General features: G+C 70.4%; 18 protein-coding genes. 16 read left to right on the forward strand and 2 right to left on the reverse strand.

Annotated features, from left to right (window positions below; translation table 11 throughout):
* Positions 1–143 precede the first annotated feature (143 nt).
* The 14 genes from ACWC0C_RS30755 (at position 144) to ACWC0C_RS30820 (ending at position 11,266) form a co-directional block, all read left to right on the forward strand.
* Positions 144–974, forward strand: coding sequence for a hypothetical protein (locus tag ACWC0C_RS30755; protein ID WP_450867344.1), 831 nt, complete (start codon positions 144–146; stop codon positions 972–974).
* Between the two features lie 58 nt (positions 975–1,032).
* Positions 1,033–1,740, forward strand: a complete 708-nt coding sequence (gene cpaB / locus ACWC0C_RS30760; RefSeq protein WP_450867303.1) for a Flp pilus assembly protein CpaB — start codon at positions 1,033–1,035, stop codon at positions 1,738–1,740.
* Positions 1,741–1,752: 12 nt separating this feature from the next.
* Entirely contained in the window at positions 1,753–2,994 is a 1,242-nt protein-coding gene (locus tag ACWC0C_RS30765; RefSeq protein WP_450867305.1) for an AAA family ATPase, read from the forward strand.
* A 7-nt stretch (positions 2,995–3,001) separates the two neighbouring features.
* Positions 3,002–3,394: a TadE/TadG family type IV pilus assembly protein gene (locus ACWC0C_RS30770; protein ID WP_450867306.1), complete on the forward strand. Its 393-nt coding sequence runs from the start codon at positions 3,002–3,004 to the stop codon at positions 3,392–3,394.
* A gap of 1 nt (position 3,395) precedes the next feature.
* The gene (locus tag ACWC0C_RS30775; RefSeq protein ID WP_449195769.1) at positions 3,396–3,743 is read left to right on the forward strand and encodes a TadE/TadG family type IV pilus assembly protein; all 348 of its coding nucleotides are present in this window, start codon (positions 3,396–3,398) and stop codon (positions 3,741–3,743) included.
* Positions 3,744–3,759: 16 nt separating this feature from the next.
* Positions 3,760–5,097, forward strand: a complete 1,338-nt coding sequence (locus ACWC0C_RS30780) for a CpaF family protein (RefSeq protein WP_450867308.1) — start codon at positions 3,760–3,762, stop codon at positions 5,095–5,097.
* 5 nt (positions 5,098–5,102) lie between these two features.
* Entirely contained in the window at positions 5,103–6,047 is a 945-nt protein-coding gene (locus ACWC0C_RS30785; RefSeq protein ID WP_450867309.1) for a type II secretion system F family protein, read from the forward strand.
* A gap of 17 nt (positions 6,048–6,064) precedes the next feature.
* Positions 6,065–6,952 (forward strand): DUF5936 domain-containing protein, encoded by an 888-nt coding sequence (locus ACWC0C_RS30790; RefSeq protein WP_450867346.1) that lies wholly within the window; start codon positions 6,065–6,067, stop codon positions 6,950–6,952.
* A gap of 151 nt (positions 6,953–7,103) precedes the next feature.
* Complete coding sequence (locus ACWC0C_RS30795) at positions 7,104–8,354, forward strand: sensor histidine kinase (protein WP_450867311.1); 1,251 nt, start codon at positions 7,104–7,106, stop codon at positions 8,352–8,354.
* A gap of 11 nt (positions 8,355–8,365) precedes the next feature.
* Positions 8,366–9,118 carry a response regulator gene (locus tag ACWC0C_RS30800; protein WP_449195765.1) on the forward strand — a complete coding sequence of 251 codons (753 nt, stop codon included), beginning with the start codon at positions 8,366–8,368 and terminating at the stop codon, positions 9,116–9,118.
* A gap of 125 nt (positions 9,119–9,243) precedes the next feature.
* Complete coding sequence (locus ACWC0C_RS30805; protein ID WP_450867348.1) at positions 9,244–9,441, forward strand: Flp family type IVb pilin; 198 nt, start codon at positions 9,244–9,246, stop codon at positions 9,439–9,441.
* Positions 9,441–10,028 (forward strand): pilus assembly protein TadG-related protein, encoded by a 588-nt coding sequence (locus tag ACWC0C_RS30810; RefSeq protein ID WP_450867350.1) that lies wholly within the window; start codon positions 9,441–9,443, stop codon positions 10,026–10,028. The genes ACWC0C_RS30805 and ACWC0C_RS30810 overlap by 1 nt, the downstream gene beginning before the upstream one ends.
* A gap of 34 nt (positions 10,029–10,062) precedes the next feature.
* Positions 10,063–10,647 (forward strand): hypothetical protein, encoded by a 585-nt coding sequence (locus tag ACWC0C_RS30815; protein WP_450867313.1) that lies wholly within the window; start codon positions 10,063–10,065, stop codon positions 10,645–10,647.
* Positions 10,648–10,654: 7 nt separating this feature from the next.
* Positions 10,655–11,266 (forward strand): OmpA family protein, encoded by a 612-nt coding sequence (locus ACWC0C_RS30820; protein WP_450867314.1) that lies wholly within the window; start codon positions 10,655–10,657, stop codon positions 11,264–11,266.
* 182 nt (positions 11,267–11,448) lie between these two features.
* On the opposite strand, the gene ACWC0C_RS30825 is transcribed toward ACWC0C_RS30820, so the two are convergent.
* Both ACWC0C_RS30825 and ACWC0C_RS30830 read right to left on the reverse strand, forming a co-directional pair.
* Positions 11,449–11,871: a DUF3224 domain-containing protein gene (locus tag ACWC0C_RS30825; RefSeq protein ID WP_449195762.1), complete on the reverse strand. Its 423-nt coding sequence runs from the start codon at positions 11,869–11,871 to the stop codon at positions 11,449–11,451.
* A 39-nt stretch (positions 11,872–11,910) separates the two neighbouring features.
* Entirely contained in the window at positions 11,911–12,315 is a 405-nt protein-coding gene (locus ACWC0C_RS30830) for a DUF192 domain-containing protein (protein WP_450867316.1), read from the reverse strand.
* Between the two features lie 101 nt (positions 12,316–12,416).
* On the opposite strand from ACWC0C_RS30830, the gene ACWC0C_RS30835 reads away from it, so the two are divergent.
* Positions 12,417–13,289, forward strand: coding sequence for an LLM class flavin-dependent oxidoreductase (locus ACWC0C_RS30835; protein ID WP_450867318.1), 873 nt, complete (start codon positions 12,417–12,419; stop codon positions 13,287–13,289).
* Positions 13,290–13,336: 47 nt separating this feature from the next.
* The gene (locus ACWC0C_RS30840; protein ID WP_450867320.1) at positions 13,337–13,852 is read left to right on the forward strand and encodes a GNAT family N-acetyltransferase; all 516 of its coding nucleotides are present in this window, start codon (positions 13,337–13,339) and stop codon (positions 13,850–13,852) included.
* Positions 13,853–14,803 lie beyond the last annotated feature (951 nt).

Consider the following 14,803-nt stretch of genomic DNA (forward strand, 5'->3'; position numbering starts at 1 on the left):
CCGGTCATTCGGCCGTGGATACAGTGCTCACGTAGTCACGCAGTGAAGTCGTCCTGGCGCACTGGAGTTACCCCGGTGGGTCGGCGGGTGTGAAGAGCGGGGAGCTGCGCGTGCCAACTGCCATTGCCGTGACCAGTGCCGACATGGCACTGCCGGCGCAGGACGAACGGACCATGCCGGCCGTCGTGCTGGGCGGCCTCGACCAGCGGCCGCTGGAGCACACGCTCACCGAACTCCACACCCTGATCGAGCAGTACGGATACCTCGTCGTCGTCTGCTCCCAGGCCGCTCCCGAGCCCGTCCTGAGACGGCTGCACACCCTGCGCTCGCTGCTGGAGAGCGACCGCATCGCCCTCTTCCGGCCCGAACTGCCCCCGCTGGGCATCGCCGTACTCGCCCGGCAGCTGCGGCAGCTCGCCTCCTGCGACCTGAGCCCGGGCCTGCTCGCCTCCGCCGGGCGGCTGCTCACCCACTACATCCACGCCGGGGCCGTACTGGGTTCCGTCGCCAGACTGGAGCGGGTGCCGGTCGGACTCAAGGCGCACGCCAAGTCCTGGGTGCCCGGCAGCCAGTTCGCCGTGCTCGCGCATCCCGAGCCGCAGCTCGTGCGCATGGCGCCCGGCGTCACGCTCAAAGGGCCCGAGTTCAACACCTGGATGCTCGTCGCCAAAGGGCAGCAACCGCAGGGCGACTGGGTCGCCGGGCTCGCGGGGCAGTGGAGCGTGCACGGGCTGCGCGAGGTCCCGCTGCCCGCCGAGTCCCCGGTGTGGTGGGGGACCGGCCGCATCACCGAGTTCTGCAGCTACCTCGCCGATCTGTCCGTTCTGTACCAACTGGTCACATCGGTACGGCAGTCCAGCTGCCACTGGTGCGGCCTGGACGTCATCGGCGACCGCTGCGTCTTCTGCTCCGCCACCCCGCCCGTCCACGAACCCGCCGCGCCCCGCGCCCTGGAACAGCGCACGCCCGCCTGACCAGCCCAGCAAGCACACATCCCGCTCGACCGATTCCCCCAATGAGGTTGCACGGCTCATGAACTCCCGTCAGCGCCGCGGCGTGATACTCCTGATCCTGTCGGTCCTGTGCGCTCTGGGCGCGTTCGCCGGCGTGCTCTCCGTCGTCCACGACGTGAATTCCAAGGTCGGCCCCGAGGTCACCGCCTACCGGGTCAGGTCCGACGTCAAGCCGTACACCGCGCTGTCGCCGGGCCAGTTCGAGAAGGTCAGCATGCCCAAGCGGTGGCTGTCCGGCACCGCCGTCACCGATCTCGGGCAGATCCAGAACAAGATCGCCGTGACCACCCTGCGGGCCGGCTCCCTGCTCCAGACCGACATGATCGTCGACCAGCCCGCCCTCCAGCCCGGACAGCAGGAGGTCGCCATCATGATCGACGCGGCGACGGGCGTGGCCGGCAAGATCACCCCGGGATCGCACGTCAACGTGTACGCCACCTTCGGCGGAAAGAAGGAAGGCGACCCGGACCAGTCGAAGATCATCGTCACCGACGCCCGGGTCCTCGACGTCGGCCAGATCACCGCCCTCGACCCGGACCAGAGCAAGAACCAGCAGCAGCCCAGCGAGGCCGTCCCCATCACCTTCGCGCTGTCCACCCTCGACGCCCAGCGCATCACCTACGCCGAGTCCTTCGCCCAGCGCGTCCGGCTCGCGCTGGTGGCCCCCGGCAGCGAGACCAGCGTCCCGGACAAGGACCGCACCTACGAACTCGCGACGGACAAGTGAGAGGCGGCCCGCATGCCCACCAGGATCCTCCCGGCCGGCGCGGACCCGGACGCCGTCCGCTCCCTCACCACCCTGCTCAGCCAGCTCCCGGACGCCGAGCCCCAGCCACCCGTCGGCGACTCCACCCAGCTGGTCGACACCCTCGCCCGCCTCGCCGCCGAGTCCGTGGACGAACTGCCCGAGGTCGTGGTCGTCCACGAGCGGATCGGCCCGGTCCCGGCGCTGGAACTGATCCGCGAGGTCGCCCTCCGCTTCCCCGCCGTCGGCGTCATCCTCGTCACCACCGACGCGAGCCCCGGTCTGTTCTCCGCCGCCATGGACTCCGGCGCCCGCGGCCTGGTCGCGCTCCCGCTGTCGTACGAGGAACTCGCCAGCCGCGTCCAGGCCGTCGCCCAGTGGTCGACGGGGGTACGGCGCCATCTGGGCCACGGCGCCTCCGACATGCTCGGCGGAGTCGGCGGTACGGTCGTCACGGTCAGCGGCGCCAAGGGGGGAACGGGCGCCACCCTGGCGGCCATTCAGCTCGCCCTTGCCGCGCAGGCCTCCGGGCGAGCGACGGCCTTGGTCGATCTGGACCTCCAGACCGGGGACATCGCCTCCTACCTGGACATCCAGTTCCGCCGGTCCGTCGTCGACCTCGCCGCCATCACCGACATCTCGCCGCGCGTCCTCGCCGACGCCGTCTTCCGCCACGACACCGGGCTCGCCCTGCTCCTCGCCCCCGCCGAGGGCGAACGCGGCGAGGAGGTCACCGACCGTGCCGCCCGCCAGATGGTCAGCGCCCTGCGCTCGCGCTACGAGGTGGTCGTGGTGGACTGCGGCGCCCAGCTCAGCGGCGCGGGCGCGGCGGTCATCGAGATCGCCGACACCGCGCTGCTGGTCACCACGCCGGACGTCGTCGCCGTGCGCGGCGCCAAGCGGACGGTACGGATGTGGGACCGGCTGCAGATCCGCAAGGCCGAGGAGACGACGGTGGTCGTCAACCGGCATACGCGCAGTACGGAGATCCAGCCGGCGCTGGTGCAGCGCATCACCGGAACAGCGGTGGCGCGTACGGCCGTACCCGCCAACTTCAAGGAACTGCAGGGCGTCGTGGACGCGGGGCGGGTGCATGAGCTGGACAGCCGAAGTTCCGTGAAGCAGGCGCTGTGGGCGCTCGCGGGGGAGCTGGGCCTGGTGAAGGCGGCCGAGGGGGCTGCGGGCCATCGCGGGAGCGGGCGCGGCTCGGGCGGATTCCGGCGGCGGAAGGAGTGAGCGGGTCATGAGGAGGCCGGGTGGGGACCGGGAGCGCGATCGCGGGCAGGTGAGCATCGAGTTCCTGGGGATGACGCCGCTGATCGTTCTGACGCTGGTGCTCGTGTGGCAGGCCGTGCTCGTGGGGTACACCTTCACGCTCGCCGGGAATGCTGCGGACGAGGCGGTGCGGGCGGGGACGGCCACGGCGCCCGGTGGCGCGAGGGATGCGGCCTGCTCGGCGGCGGGGCTCGAGCACCTGTCGGCGGCGTGGAAGGGGAGCGCAAAAGTGTCCTGCGGCGGAAGCGGATATGTGACGGCCGACGTCAGGCTTCACGTACCCGTCCTGTTCCCCGGCCTGATCGACTTCCCGGCCACGGTGACCGGCCACGCCGGCGCCGTCGAGGAGGTGAAGCGCTGAGATGTCGTACCGGCGCACGGGGCGGGACGCGGGTCAAGTCGCCATCGAGTACCTCGGGTTCATCCCGATCCTGCTGATCGTGGCCATGGCGGGCATCCAGATCGGGGCCATCGCCTACGCCGGCGAGCAGGCCAGTACGGCGGCGCGGGCGGGGGCGCGGGCGGCCTCTTTGCGACAGGACCCACAGGCGGCCTGTGCACAGGCGGTCAGCGGCGCACTCACCGTGACGTGCGGGACAAGCGGTGGCGACGCCGGCTCGGTCACCGTCACCGCCAAGGTGAAGATCCCGAGGATCGCCTGGGACTTCGGTTACGCCACCCAGTCCGCCACCATGCCGCTCGACCACTGACCGAGGAGATGCCGACATGAGCCTGCGGGCACGCATCAGCACTCCGGAGGAGCACGGCAGCCGGGGCGAGGACGGGCATCTGGTCGCCTCCTACCGGGCCAAGCTGCTGGAGGAGATCGACCTCGCGGAGATGAGTTCGCTGGCGGCGGCCGAGCGCCGGGCGCGGCTCGAGCGGGTGCTCGGCCACATCATCAGCCGCGAGGGCCCGGTGCTGTCGACCGTGGAGCGCTCGCAGCTGATCCGCCGGGTGGTGGACGAGGCGCTGGGCCTCGGCATCCTGGAGCCCCTCCTCGAAGACGCCTCGATCACCGAGATCATGGTGAACGGCCCCGACGCGATCTTCGTCGAACGCGGCGGCCGGGTAGAGCAGTTGCCGCTCCGTTTCGTCTCCGCGGACCAGCTGATGCAGACCATCGAGCGGATCGTCTCCACGGTGAACCGCAGGGTCGACGAGTCGAACCCGATGGTGGACGCCCGCCTGCCCTCCGGCGAGCGCGTCAACGTCATCATCCCGCCGCTGTCGCTGACCGGTCCGATCCTCACCATCCGCCGCTTCCCGCGCTCCTTCACCCTCCAGGAGCTGATCTCCTTCGGCTCCCTGGACGAGCACATGGTGTACCTGCTGGCGGGGCTGGTGCAGGCGAAGTTCAACATCATCGTCTCGGGCGCGACGGGCACCGGGAAGACGACCCTCCTCAATGCCCTGTCCGGGCTGATCCCGTCCCACGAGCGCATCATCACCATCGAGGACTCCGCCGAGCTCCAGCTCCAGCAGACGCACGTGGTCCGCCTGGAGTCGCGTCCGCCGAACGTCGAGGGCAAGGGCCAGGTCTCCATCCGCGACCTCGTCCGCAACTCCCTCCGGATGCGCCCGGACCGGATCGTGGTCGGTGAGGTCCGCGGCGGCGAGTCCCTCGACATGCTCCAGGCGATGTCGACGGGCCACGACGGATCGCTGGCGACCGTGCACGCCAACAGCGCGGAGGACGCCCTCACCCGGCTCCAGACCCTCGCCTCGATGTCCGACGTCGAGGTCCCCTTCGTAGCCCTGCACGACCAGATCAACAGCGCGGTCGACGTCATCGTCCAGCTCACCCGGTTCGCCGACGGCGCCCGCCGGATCACCGAGATCGCGCTCCTCGACAGCCACGGCGGGGAACCGTACCGGATCGCGACCGTGGCCCGGTTCGACGCCCAGCCCATGACTCCCGACGGCCGCGTGTACGGCAGCTTCCAGTACTTCCCGCTGCCCCGCCGCAGCGCCGACCGCCTCTACATGGCGAGCCAGCCCATCCCCCAGGCCTTCGGAGTCGCCCACTCCGCGGACCAGCTCGCCACCCGAGAAGCCAGGTAGGCCCCATGGAACTCCACACCCTCGTCCAGCTCACCACCGGAGTGACGCTGCTGACCTGCGTCCTGGCGGTGGCCGGCGTACACGCCTACGCCTCGGGCCGGTCCCAGCGTGCGGCCCTGGTGGACCGCCTCTCGCACACCGGCCCGGTACCGGCGACCGGCCGCAGGCGCCGCTTCCGCGACCTGGACCGGCGGCTGCGCCGTACCCGCTTCGGCCGGTGGCTGGAACTGCGCCTGGCCGCGACCGGTCTCGACGTCACCCCGGGCGAGTTCTTCGTCTACATGCTCGCCACGGTCGCCGCCCTCTGGCTGATCGGCCAGGCCACCCTGGCCCCCTTCTTCGGCCCGCTCGCCGGCCTCCTCGGCATCTGGGCGGCGGTCCAGTTCCTCAACTGGCAGCGGCAGAAACGCATCGAGCGCTTCATCAACCAACTCCCCGAACTCGCCCGCATCCTGGCCAACGCCACCCAGGCGGGCCTCGCCCTGCGCACCGCGATCGGCATGGCGGCGGAGGAGCTGGAGGCCCCGGCGGGCGAGGAACTGGCCAAGGTCTCCGACCAGTTGGCCATCGGCCAGTCCCTCGACGACGCGCTCGGCGAGCTGGCGGACCGGCTGCCGTCCCGGGAGCTGGTCGTCCTCGTCACCACCCTGATCCTGTCCAACCGCGCGGGCGGCCAGGTGGTATCGGCTCTGCGGAACCTGACCGAGACCCTGGAGGAACGCAAGGAGACCCGGCGCGAGATCCGCACCCAGCTCTCCCAGGTGACCATGACGTCGTACGCCGTCCCCGTCCTCGGCGTCGGCGCGCTCTTCCTCATGAACGCCGTGAAGGACGGCGCGCTGGCCCGGATGACCGGCTCACCGGTCGGCCAGGGCTGCGTGATCGTCGCCTTCGCCATGTACGCGGTCGGTTTCGTCCTCATCCGGCGGCTGAGCCGGATCGATGTGTGAGGGGGACCGGCCTGATGGTGGGACTCCTGCTCGCACTGCTGACGGGCGTGGCCGTCTGGGGCGCCTTCGCCGGCATCCGCATGTACCGCGCGGACGCCAAGCTCCCCGGCGACCTCGCCCTCGCCCTGGAGGTCGGCGCCACCCGCACCGGCGCGGTCGGCTCGGTCATCGACCGGATGGGCATGCGCTACGCCCCCGCCGTGCTGCGCCTGATGGGCCCGCGCCTGGTGGCCAAGTACCGCCGCAAGATCGACCAGGCCGGCAACCCGGGCGGCCTGACCATCGACCGCTATGCGGCCCGCCGGGCGGTGTACGGGGCGCTGGGTGCGCTGGGCTGCGTGGTGTTCCTGCTCCGTGGCCAGTGGGTCGTAGCCGTACTGCTGCTGCTGTTCGGCGCGTTCTGGACGGAGGTCGGCATCTGGTCGGCGATCCGGGTGCGCAAGGACGTCATCGAGCGCACGCTGCCGGACTTCCTGGACGTGCTGGCGGTGGTGGTCAGCGCGGGGCTCGGCTTCCGCCAGGCCCTGGACCGCGTGGCCTCTCGCTACGAGGGCCCGTGGGCCGACGAACTGCGCATCACCCTGCGCCAGATGGACCTGGGCATGAGCCGCCGCCAGGCCTTCGCGGAGCTACGGCGCCGCAACGACTCGGAACAGGTCGCGATGTTCGTGACCGCACTGCAGCAAGGGGAGGAACTGGGCGCGCCGATCGTCGACACGCTCGTGTCCCTGGCGAAGGACATGCGCCGTACCGACGCCCAGAACGCCCGCCGCAAGGCCGCCCGCGCGGTGCCCAAGGCCACGCTGATGATCACCACGTTCATGGTCCCGGCCACGATGCTGCTGCTGGGCGCCGGCCTGCTGCTCGGCTCCGGCGTGGACTTCGGCTCGCTCACGGGGAAGTGAGGCGGCGGTGGCGGTGGCCGGGGTGACGGGGCGGAGCGGCAGGTCCGCCGGTGAGTGGTGGACGGGAATCACCGGCTGGTTCGTACGCCGTGCGAAGCCGAGTGGTGCGAAAGCGACGTCCGCTACAGCGGCCGCCTCGCCCGAACCCTCCATGAAGATCCAGGTCAGCGCGCTGCAAGCCATGTGCCGTCAGGTCTTCGGCTTCCGCCTGGCCATGATCGCCCTGGCCGCCCCCGCAGCCCTGCTCCACGCGGCCCCCGGCCTGGGCGCCCGCCTGGTCGGCGCGGCCGTCGTCGTCACCTTCATGGTGTCCTACGTCCTCTTCCGCGACTGGGAGCGCTTCGGCCCGCTCCTCCTGCGCCACCCCAGCCTCCTGGCCGCCGACACCCTCTTCGGCTCGTTCCTCCTGATCTCGGCCGGCCCGGACACCACCCTGGCCTACGTCAGCGTGTGCACCCCACTGCTGGCCGGGCTGGTCTACAGCTGGCGGGGCGCGGCGTGCTTCGCCTCCCTCCAGTCCCTGATCCTGCTGTTGGTCCACGCCACCCTGAAGGCCGACCGCCACGCGCCGGTCGCGGAAGCGCTCCTCCTCCCGGGCCTGTGCGTCATCGCCGGCGCGATGGGCTCCACCCTGCGCAACCTGATGCTCCGCTTCGGCGCCGCGACCCACGCCCTGACGGCGGTCCAGGCGCGCCTCGCGGCGGCGGAGGCGGTCAGCGCGGAACGCGCCCGACTGGCCCGCGAGATGCACGACTCCGTGGCCAAGACGCTCTACGGCGTGGCCCTGGCGGCGGACGGCCTGGCGGCGACGGCCTCGACCGACGTGCCCGACCGCGACCGCATCCGGCAGCAGGCGGAACTGGTGTCCCGCTCGGCGCGCAGGGCGGCGGCGGAGTCGAGGGAACTGCTCAGGGACTTGCGGCGCGAGCCGGCTGTCATGCCCGAGGAACAGCCCCTGTGGCAGGAACTCGCCTACAGCATCGGACAATTCGCGGCACGCACGGGCCTGCGGGTGACCTGCGACTGGCCCACCGGAGCCGATACGGCCCTCCCCCCGGTGTCGTCCGCCTCGGCCCGTCACCTGCTTTCCATCGTTTCGGAGGCGCTTGAGAACGCCCACCGGCACGCGTCCGCGACCCACGTGGACGTACACGCAGCCGTCCACGGCGACCTGCTCCGCCTCACCGTCCACGACGACGGCCGTGGTCTCCCACCCGGCATCACCCTCGAACGGCTGCGCAGCTGCGGCCACTTCGGCCTGCTCGGCATGGTGGAACGGGCCGCACAGGCGGGCGCCCGCATCCGTATCGGCAAGGGCGGCCACGCGCGGGGCACGGAGGTCCGCGTGGAACTTCCGCTGTCGGCGCTGGACAGCGACGGTCCATCCCCCCGGGAACCCTGAGAGGAGTCACCATGCGGCACGTACACCCCTGGCCGGAGGCCCCCACACCCGCTCCTCCCCCCTTGCGCCTGCTGGTGGCCGACGACAACCCCGTGGTCAGGGCGGGGCTCACGGCCCTGCTCTCGGACCGGGAGGACACCACGGTGGTGGCGGAGGCGGCGGACGGCCGCGAGGCGTACGAGGCGGCGCTGCGGCACCGGCCGGACGTCATCCTCCTCGACGTCCGCATGCCCGGAGTCGACGGAATCTCGGCATTGCCGCACCTGGTGCGGCTGGCGCCGGTCATGATGCTCACCTACAGCCACGAGACGGAGACCGTGCGGGAGGCGTTGCGGCTGGGGGCGGGTGGATATCTGGTGCACGGCGAATTCACGACGGAGCAGTTGGTGAGGGCGGTGCGGGATGTCCGGGAGGGCCGGCCGCATGTCACTCCAGGGGCGGCGAAGGCGTTGCTGATGGACCTACAGGCAAGTGCACCTGCACACGCTGAACCTCAACTCCCGCAATTTTTAGGGAAAAACTCGCCCCAAAGTCTTTCGCAACTGCAATCCTCCGTGGGACAGTCGTTCCGTTCACGTTTCCGGTTGAGTGCGAGGGAGGCGGAGATCATGGACCTCATCGCGTCCGGCATGACCAACCAGCAGATCGCCGCCGCGTGCTTCATCACCGAGAAGACGGTCAAGAACCACATCAACCGCATCTTCGCCAAACTCCACACCACCACCAGGTCCCAGGCGGCCGCGAAGTGGCTGGGGGTGGCTTGAGATGAGGGTGCGGGGGAGCGGACGGCGGGGGAAATGGGTCCGGGGTTGGGCCCTGGGACCCTTGGGCGACCGGAGCGCCGAACCGTACGTTGCCGAGATCGGAGGCGAACCCGGAGGGGACCACCATGAGCAACTGGTTCAACACCACCGCCGCGTACCTGCAGGCCCGCGCCGCTCGCGGCGACAGGGGGCAGACGGCGGTGGAGTACCTGGGGATTATCGCGGTGGTGGTGGCGATCGTTTTGGCGATTACGGGGACGAGCATCGGGCAGACGATCTTCGACGCGATCACGAGCAAGATCTCCGAGGTAACCGGCGGCTGATTCCTCCACCCCGCGACGCAGGGCAGGCCTTCCCCATCTACATCACGGTGGTGGCGGGCCTGCTCTTTCTTGCGTTGGCGTACCTTGCGGTCGGCCAGGCATCGGTGAACCGGAGCGGGGCCCAGACCGCTGCCGACTCGGCAGCACTCGCGGCGGCCCAGAATGAGCGGGACCAACTCACGGCCCAGTGGATCAATGTTCTGGCCGACCCGGAGAAGTGGCAGGACATCTTCGACGGCAAGGTGACGTTCGCCAACCCGTGCCAACGAGCCGGCGAACTCGCCAAGCAGAACGATGCCGTACTGAATAACTGCTTTCCACCGGGGTTGCTGAAGTACCGGGTCGACGTGCAGACCAACAAGTCCGTAGGCCGGTCCGTCGTGCCGGGGTCGGAGAACTTCCGGTCAAAGGCTTCCGCCACTGCCGAGATCAAGTCCCTTTGCACCTTCAAGCCCCCTGGCGAGGGGGCCGACGGCGATGCGCTGCCCCAACTCACCTGCAACCACAAGGTCTGGCATCTCAAGCCGGACGACACGACGGGGCTTCCGAAGCCCGAAGACCTCTTCGACGTCCACCTGGCCGACTGACGAGTGCACGACCAATGACGAAGGAAGCGGAGCGATGAGCATTCGGTTCACTGCGAAGGCCCGCAGGGGAATGGTCGCATTGACCGTTGCGGCTGGTCTGGCCGTCGGCGTGGCCGGTTGCGGTGGAAGCGGTGGAGGCGACGACAAGAAGCCGGAGAGTTCCGCGTCCGCTTCCCGGACAAGCGGCTCTGACCCCAGCGCCCAGGAAGGGCAGTCGGACCAGCCGCTCGCCGAGTTGAAGGGGTCGGACGGCCTGCTGCTCCAGATCACCTCCGCTCAACGTGATGCGGGCGGCTTCGTGACGGTCAACGGGACCTTGAAGAACGATGGCGCGCAAAGCCTGGTGATCCCCTCCGCGCTGAGCGGCAATGAGACAGAGATCATCAAGAACGGCAAGTCCCTGGGCGGGGCCACGTTGGTCGACTCGCAAGGCAAGAAGCGGTACTACGTGCTACGGGACACCGAGGGCCGGCCGCTGACGACCACCGGCTTCTCGACACTCAAGGCCGGTGCCACCCTGGCCGTCTTCATGCAGTTCCCGGCGCCCCCCGCGAACGTGGCCGAAGTGGAATTCCAGCTGCCGACGTTTTCCTCCGCCACCATCAAGATCTCCGGGTGAGGCCAAAGTGACCACCCCCCGCCTCGCCCTCACCCTCACCGCCGCCGTCCTCGTCCTCACCGCCACCCCGGCCCGGGCCGACGACACAGACCCGAGTCAGCCCCCCGTCACCGAACCCTCCGCCACCGCCCCGGTGAAGATCGACCCCACCGACCCCGACCTCAAGCTCCCCGAGGGTGCCACCCTCGCCACGCCCAAGGTGCTGGACATCAAGTCGGTCGTGGAAGACCAGAGCGGGGACGAGCGGCGGGAGGACACCAACGCCGACGTCACCTTCGCACTCCAAGCCGAAGTCCTCTTCGGCAAGGACAGCGCCAAGCTCAGTGACGACGCGAGGTCCCGGATCGCCACCATCGCCGACGAGATCAAGAAGCAGAACGCGACCCAGATCCGCGTCTTCGGCTTCACCGACAACCTGGGCTCGTCCGCCCACGGCGACATCCTGTCCAGGCAGCGCGCCAACGCCGTACAGGCCGTCCTGGACCAGGACCTGAACGACCCGAACGTCACCTTCGAGGTCCGCGGCTACGGCGAGCAGTACCCGATCGCCGACAACTCCACCGAGGAGGGCCGGCGGAAGAACCGACGGGTCGAGGTGTCGTTCCCGCGAAGCCAGTAGTCACCGCCGGGAGGCAAGGCGGCACACTTCCGTCAACGTCAGTGGGAACTACCACTACATAGGCATGCGTCCGATACGACCGACCGTGGCCTGCCGCGGGGCCGTACCCGCGCATCACTCCGCGAGATCCTGCTCCGCGTCGCGGCAGAGCGGCATAGTGCAGTGGCGCAGGCGGTGGACTGTTAGGAACCGCCGTCACCCACCTCGTACTCGAAAGAGATCCGATGGGTGCCGTCCGCGTCGATCCGCAGACCGCCGGCCCCTCGGATCCCGGTCAGGGCCCCCGTCCCGCTCCCCGGCACGATCACGAAGAACTCGGCTTCTCTTCCCTCCCCGAGGGCCGTCGCCGAGTGGGCGAAATTGAAGGTGCCGCTCAGCTCACCCAGCGTCCCCTCGAAGGACTCCATGGCGACATAGGTGCCGGTCCCGCTGGACTGGTCGTACGCCGCGGTGAACAGCGTCTGCGACACCCCGGCGACCTCACCCTCGTACCGCTTCCGCATCGTGGCCACCCCGACCGGCACCGCCGTCTCGACCACCGGCTCCGGCAGCCGCACCTCCGCCGGAGTGAACTCCTCGACCTTGAATGTCCCTGAAGCCTTCATGCCGCGATGCTAGGGCGTGCCACTGACAACGCGACGCCCTCAGTCCGAGCCACCGGCACCGCCCGTATCGCCCTCGACGTCGACACCCACGCGCACCCCCGCCCGCAGACCCCACCCCGCCATCGCCCCCGCCTCCGCCTCCAGCACATGCCGAGCCCGTAGGCGGGGCAGGCCCAGGCGGCCCGGGCGCATCGTGCGGACGGCCAGGACGGTCAGGCGGCGGTCCAGGTAGGCGACGTCGATCGGGATGCGCATGCCGAACGTGTGGACCCCGCTCGCCGGTGACAGGAACAGCGCCCCGTCCACCGCGTCCCGGCCCAGGAGTCCCTTCGTCCGGGCCCGGTAGGAGGCCGCGATCTCCAGGGGGAGGCTCACCGGGTACCCGCCGCCCTCACCTCCCGGCACGATCAGCCTTCCGGCTCCGTCCCGCCACCGTCGTGCCATGTCGCCTCGTCCCCTCCCGCATCCGCCGGGCGTGGTCCGCCAACTCGCCAGTGACAGAAACCCGGTTGCCACACCACCTACTCCCCACTAGGAAGGCATCCATGACTGCACTCGGTGTCGTGTTCCGTCCCCAGCTTCCGCCCGAGCGACTGCGGGCGGTGGCCCGTCTCGCGGATGATGCGGGCCTCGAGGAACTGTGGTTGTGGGAGGACTGTTTCAGTGAGGGCGGGATCTCGACCGCCGCCGCGGCGCTCGCGTGGACCGAGCGGGTGCGCGTCGGGGTCGGACTGCTGCCCGTGCCGCTCAGGAACGTGGCCCTGACCGCGATGGAGGCCGCCTCCCTGCACCGGATGTTCCCCGGCCGGGCGACCCTCGTCGTCGGCCACGGTGTGCAGGACTGGATGGGCCAGGTCGGCGCCCGCGCCGCCTCACCGCTCACCCTCCTCGGCGAGCATCTCGACGCCCTGCGCGCCCTGTTGGGCGGCGAGCGGCTCAACGTGCGGGGGCGGTACGTGACCCTGGACGACGTCGCCCTCGACTGGCCACCCGAGCAGGCGGTGCCCGTACTCACCGGCGCCACCGGGCCGCGTACGCTCCGCCTCTCCGGCGCCAAGGCCGACGGCACCGTACTCACCGCCTCCACGTCCCCGGACGGCGTACGGCAGGCCCGGCGGCTCATCGAGGAAGGGCAGAAGGAGGCGGGGCGCGGTGCACATCACCCGGTCGTCGTCTATCTGCTCGCCGCCACGGGGGCCGACGCCGAGACCCGGCTGCGGGTCGAACTCGCGGACGAGGGACTGGAGTCGGCCTCGGGCGTCGGGGTCGCGGGCGATGCGGCGGCCGTGGCCGCGGCCGTACGGCGGCTCGTCGACGCCGGTGCCGACACCGTCGTGCTGCAGCCGACCGGGGACGAGCCGGACCCGGAGGGGTTCGTGCGGTTCGCCGCCGAGGAAGTCCGGCCGCTGGTGCCGTAACCGCAGGTGGGGACGCGTTGTCAGTGGCGGCTGCCACACTGCCCTGCATGACGGATGCGACCGATGCGACGGATGCGACGGATGCCACCGATGACGACGTGCGGCTGCGGGGCGTCTCGGACGACGATCTGTTTCTCTTCCTCGCCTATGAGCACGACCCGGAGGCCGTCCGGCGGTCGAGGTTCACGCCCCGGCCGCAGGACGCCTTCCTGCGGCACTGGCGGGAGCGCGTGCTGGGCGATCCCGACGTCCTCGTGCGCACGGTCACCGTGGGCGGTGAGGTCGCGGGGAGCGTCGTGTCGTGGACGGAGGGCGAGCGGCGGTTCGTCGGGTACTGGCTCGGGCGGCCGTACTGGGGACGTGGCGTCGGCACCCGCGCCCTCGGTCTGTTCCTGGAGCTCGATCGCGTACGGCCCTTGTACGCCGACCCCTTCCACGGCAACACCGCCTCCGTCCGCATGCTGGAGAGACACGGCTTCGAGCGGTCCGGCACCGTACGGCACGGGGACGACGAGCACATCCTCCTCGTCCTCGGCGGGCCCGAGAGCGGGCGCCCCGGATGACGGCCCTCCCCACGGCCTGGCAACTGCCCTTCGAGCCGGCCTGGGAAGCGCTGCGGGCCGGTAGCCGGCCCATCGGCGCGGTGCTGTACGACCCCGAGGGCAACGCCATCGCGGCCGGGCGCGATCGCAGCCGGGAGACCGACGCCCCGCCGGGTCGGCCGGCACGGACCTCGCGCACGCCGAGATCAACGCCCTCGCCCAGGGGCGGCTGCTGGACGCCGGCATGCTCGATGCGCCGACCGCCGGGGAGGCGTACGCCCTGGCGGCCCCGTCTCTGATCAGCCCCTGCCGGTGACCAGCGGGTGCCGCACGGCGCCGACCGCCGCACCGCCCCCGCAGGATGTCCATGATCCGCTCCGTCGTCTCCGCGGGCAGGTCGCGCCAGGCAGCATCCTGCGATCATGGAGGGCGTGGCCGAAGGTGCCGCCGTACCGACCGAGGGGTGGGACTTCTCCTGGTTCGAGGGGCGGGCCAGTAACACCGGCTGATTCACCCGCAGTTTGCCCAGGGTTTCCACATTGTTATCCGCTGCGGTTCACATCAGCCTCACCTGTCACATAAGTTCAGACCAAGGAAATTCGCGCAGGCAAACCCGCGCGGGCGGTACCGCGCAGTGGAGGGGGCTGCGCGGTGCTGTGACACCTCGGTGATCTCCCGGCGATCTTCCGGCGCACCCGTAGCGGAACCGTCAAGTCACCGTTCGCTGACCGGGTAGCCCATCGGGGGGATCCCCGGGGCAACTCGCCGACATGCCCGCAAGCTGGCGCAAATCGTCCGGATCCCTCTGAATCTCGTCGTATCTGATCGGGTTTCCCTGGGATTCCGCTGTGAATCGGCCATGCGACACCCTTGAATTCGGCATTCCGCGCCCACCGGGGCGTCGCCGGGTGATTCCGGAGAGTAGTTGTGTGCCGCCGATGCACCCACCATCCCTTACGAAGGGTTATGGTG

It is taken from the genome of Streptomyces sp. NPDC001709 (assembly GCF_053596375.1).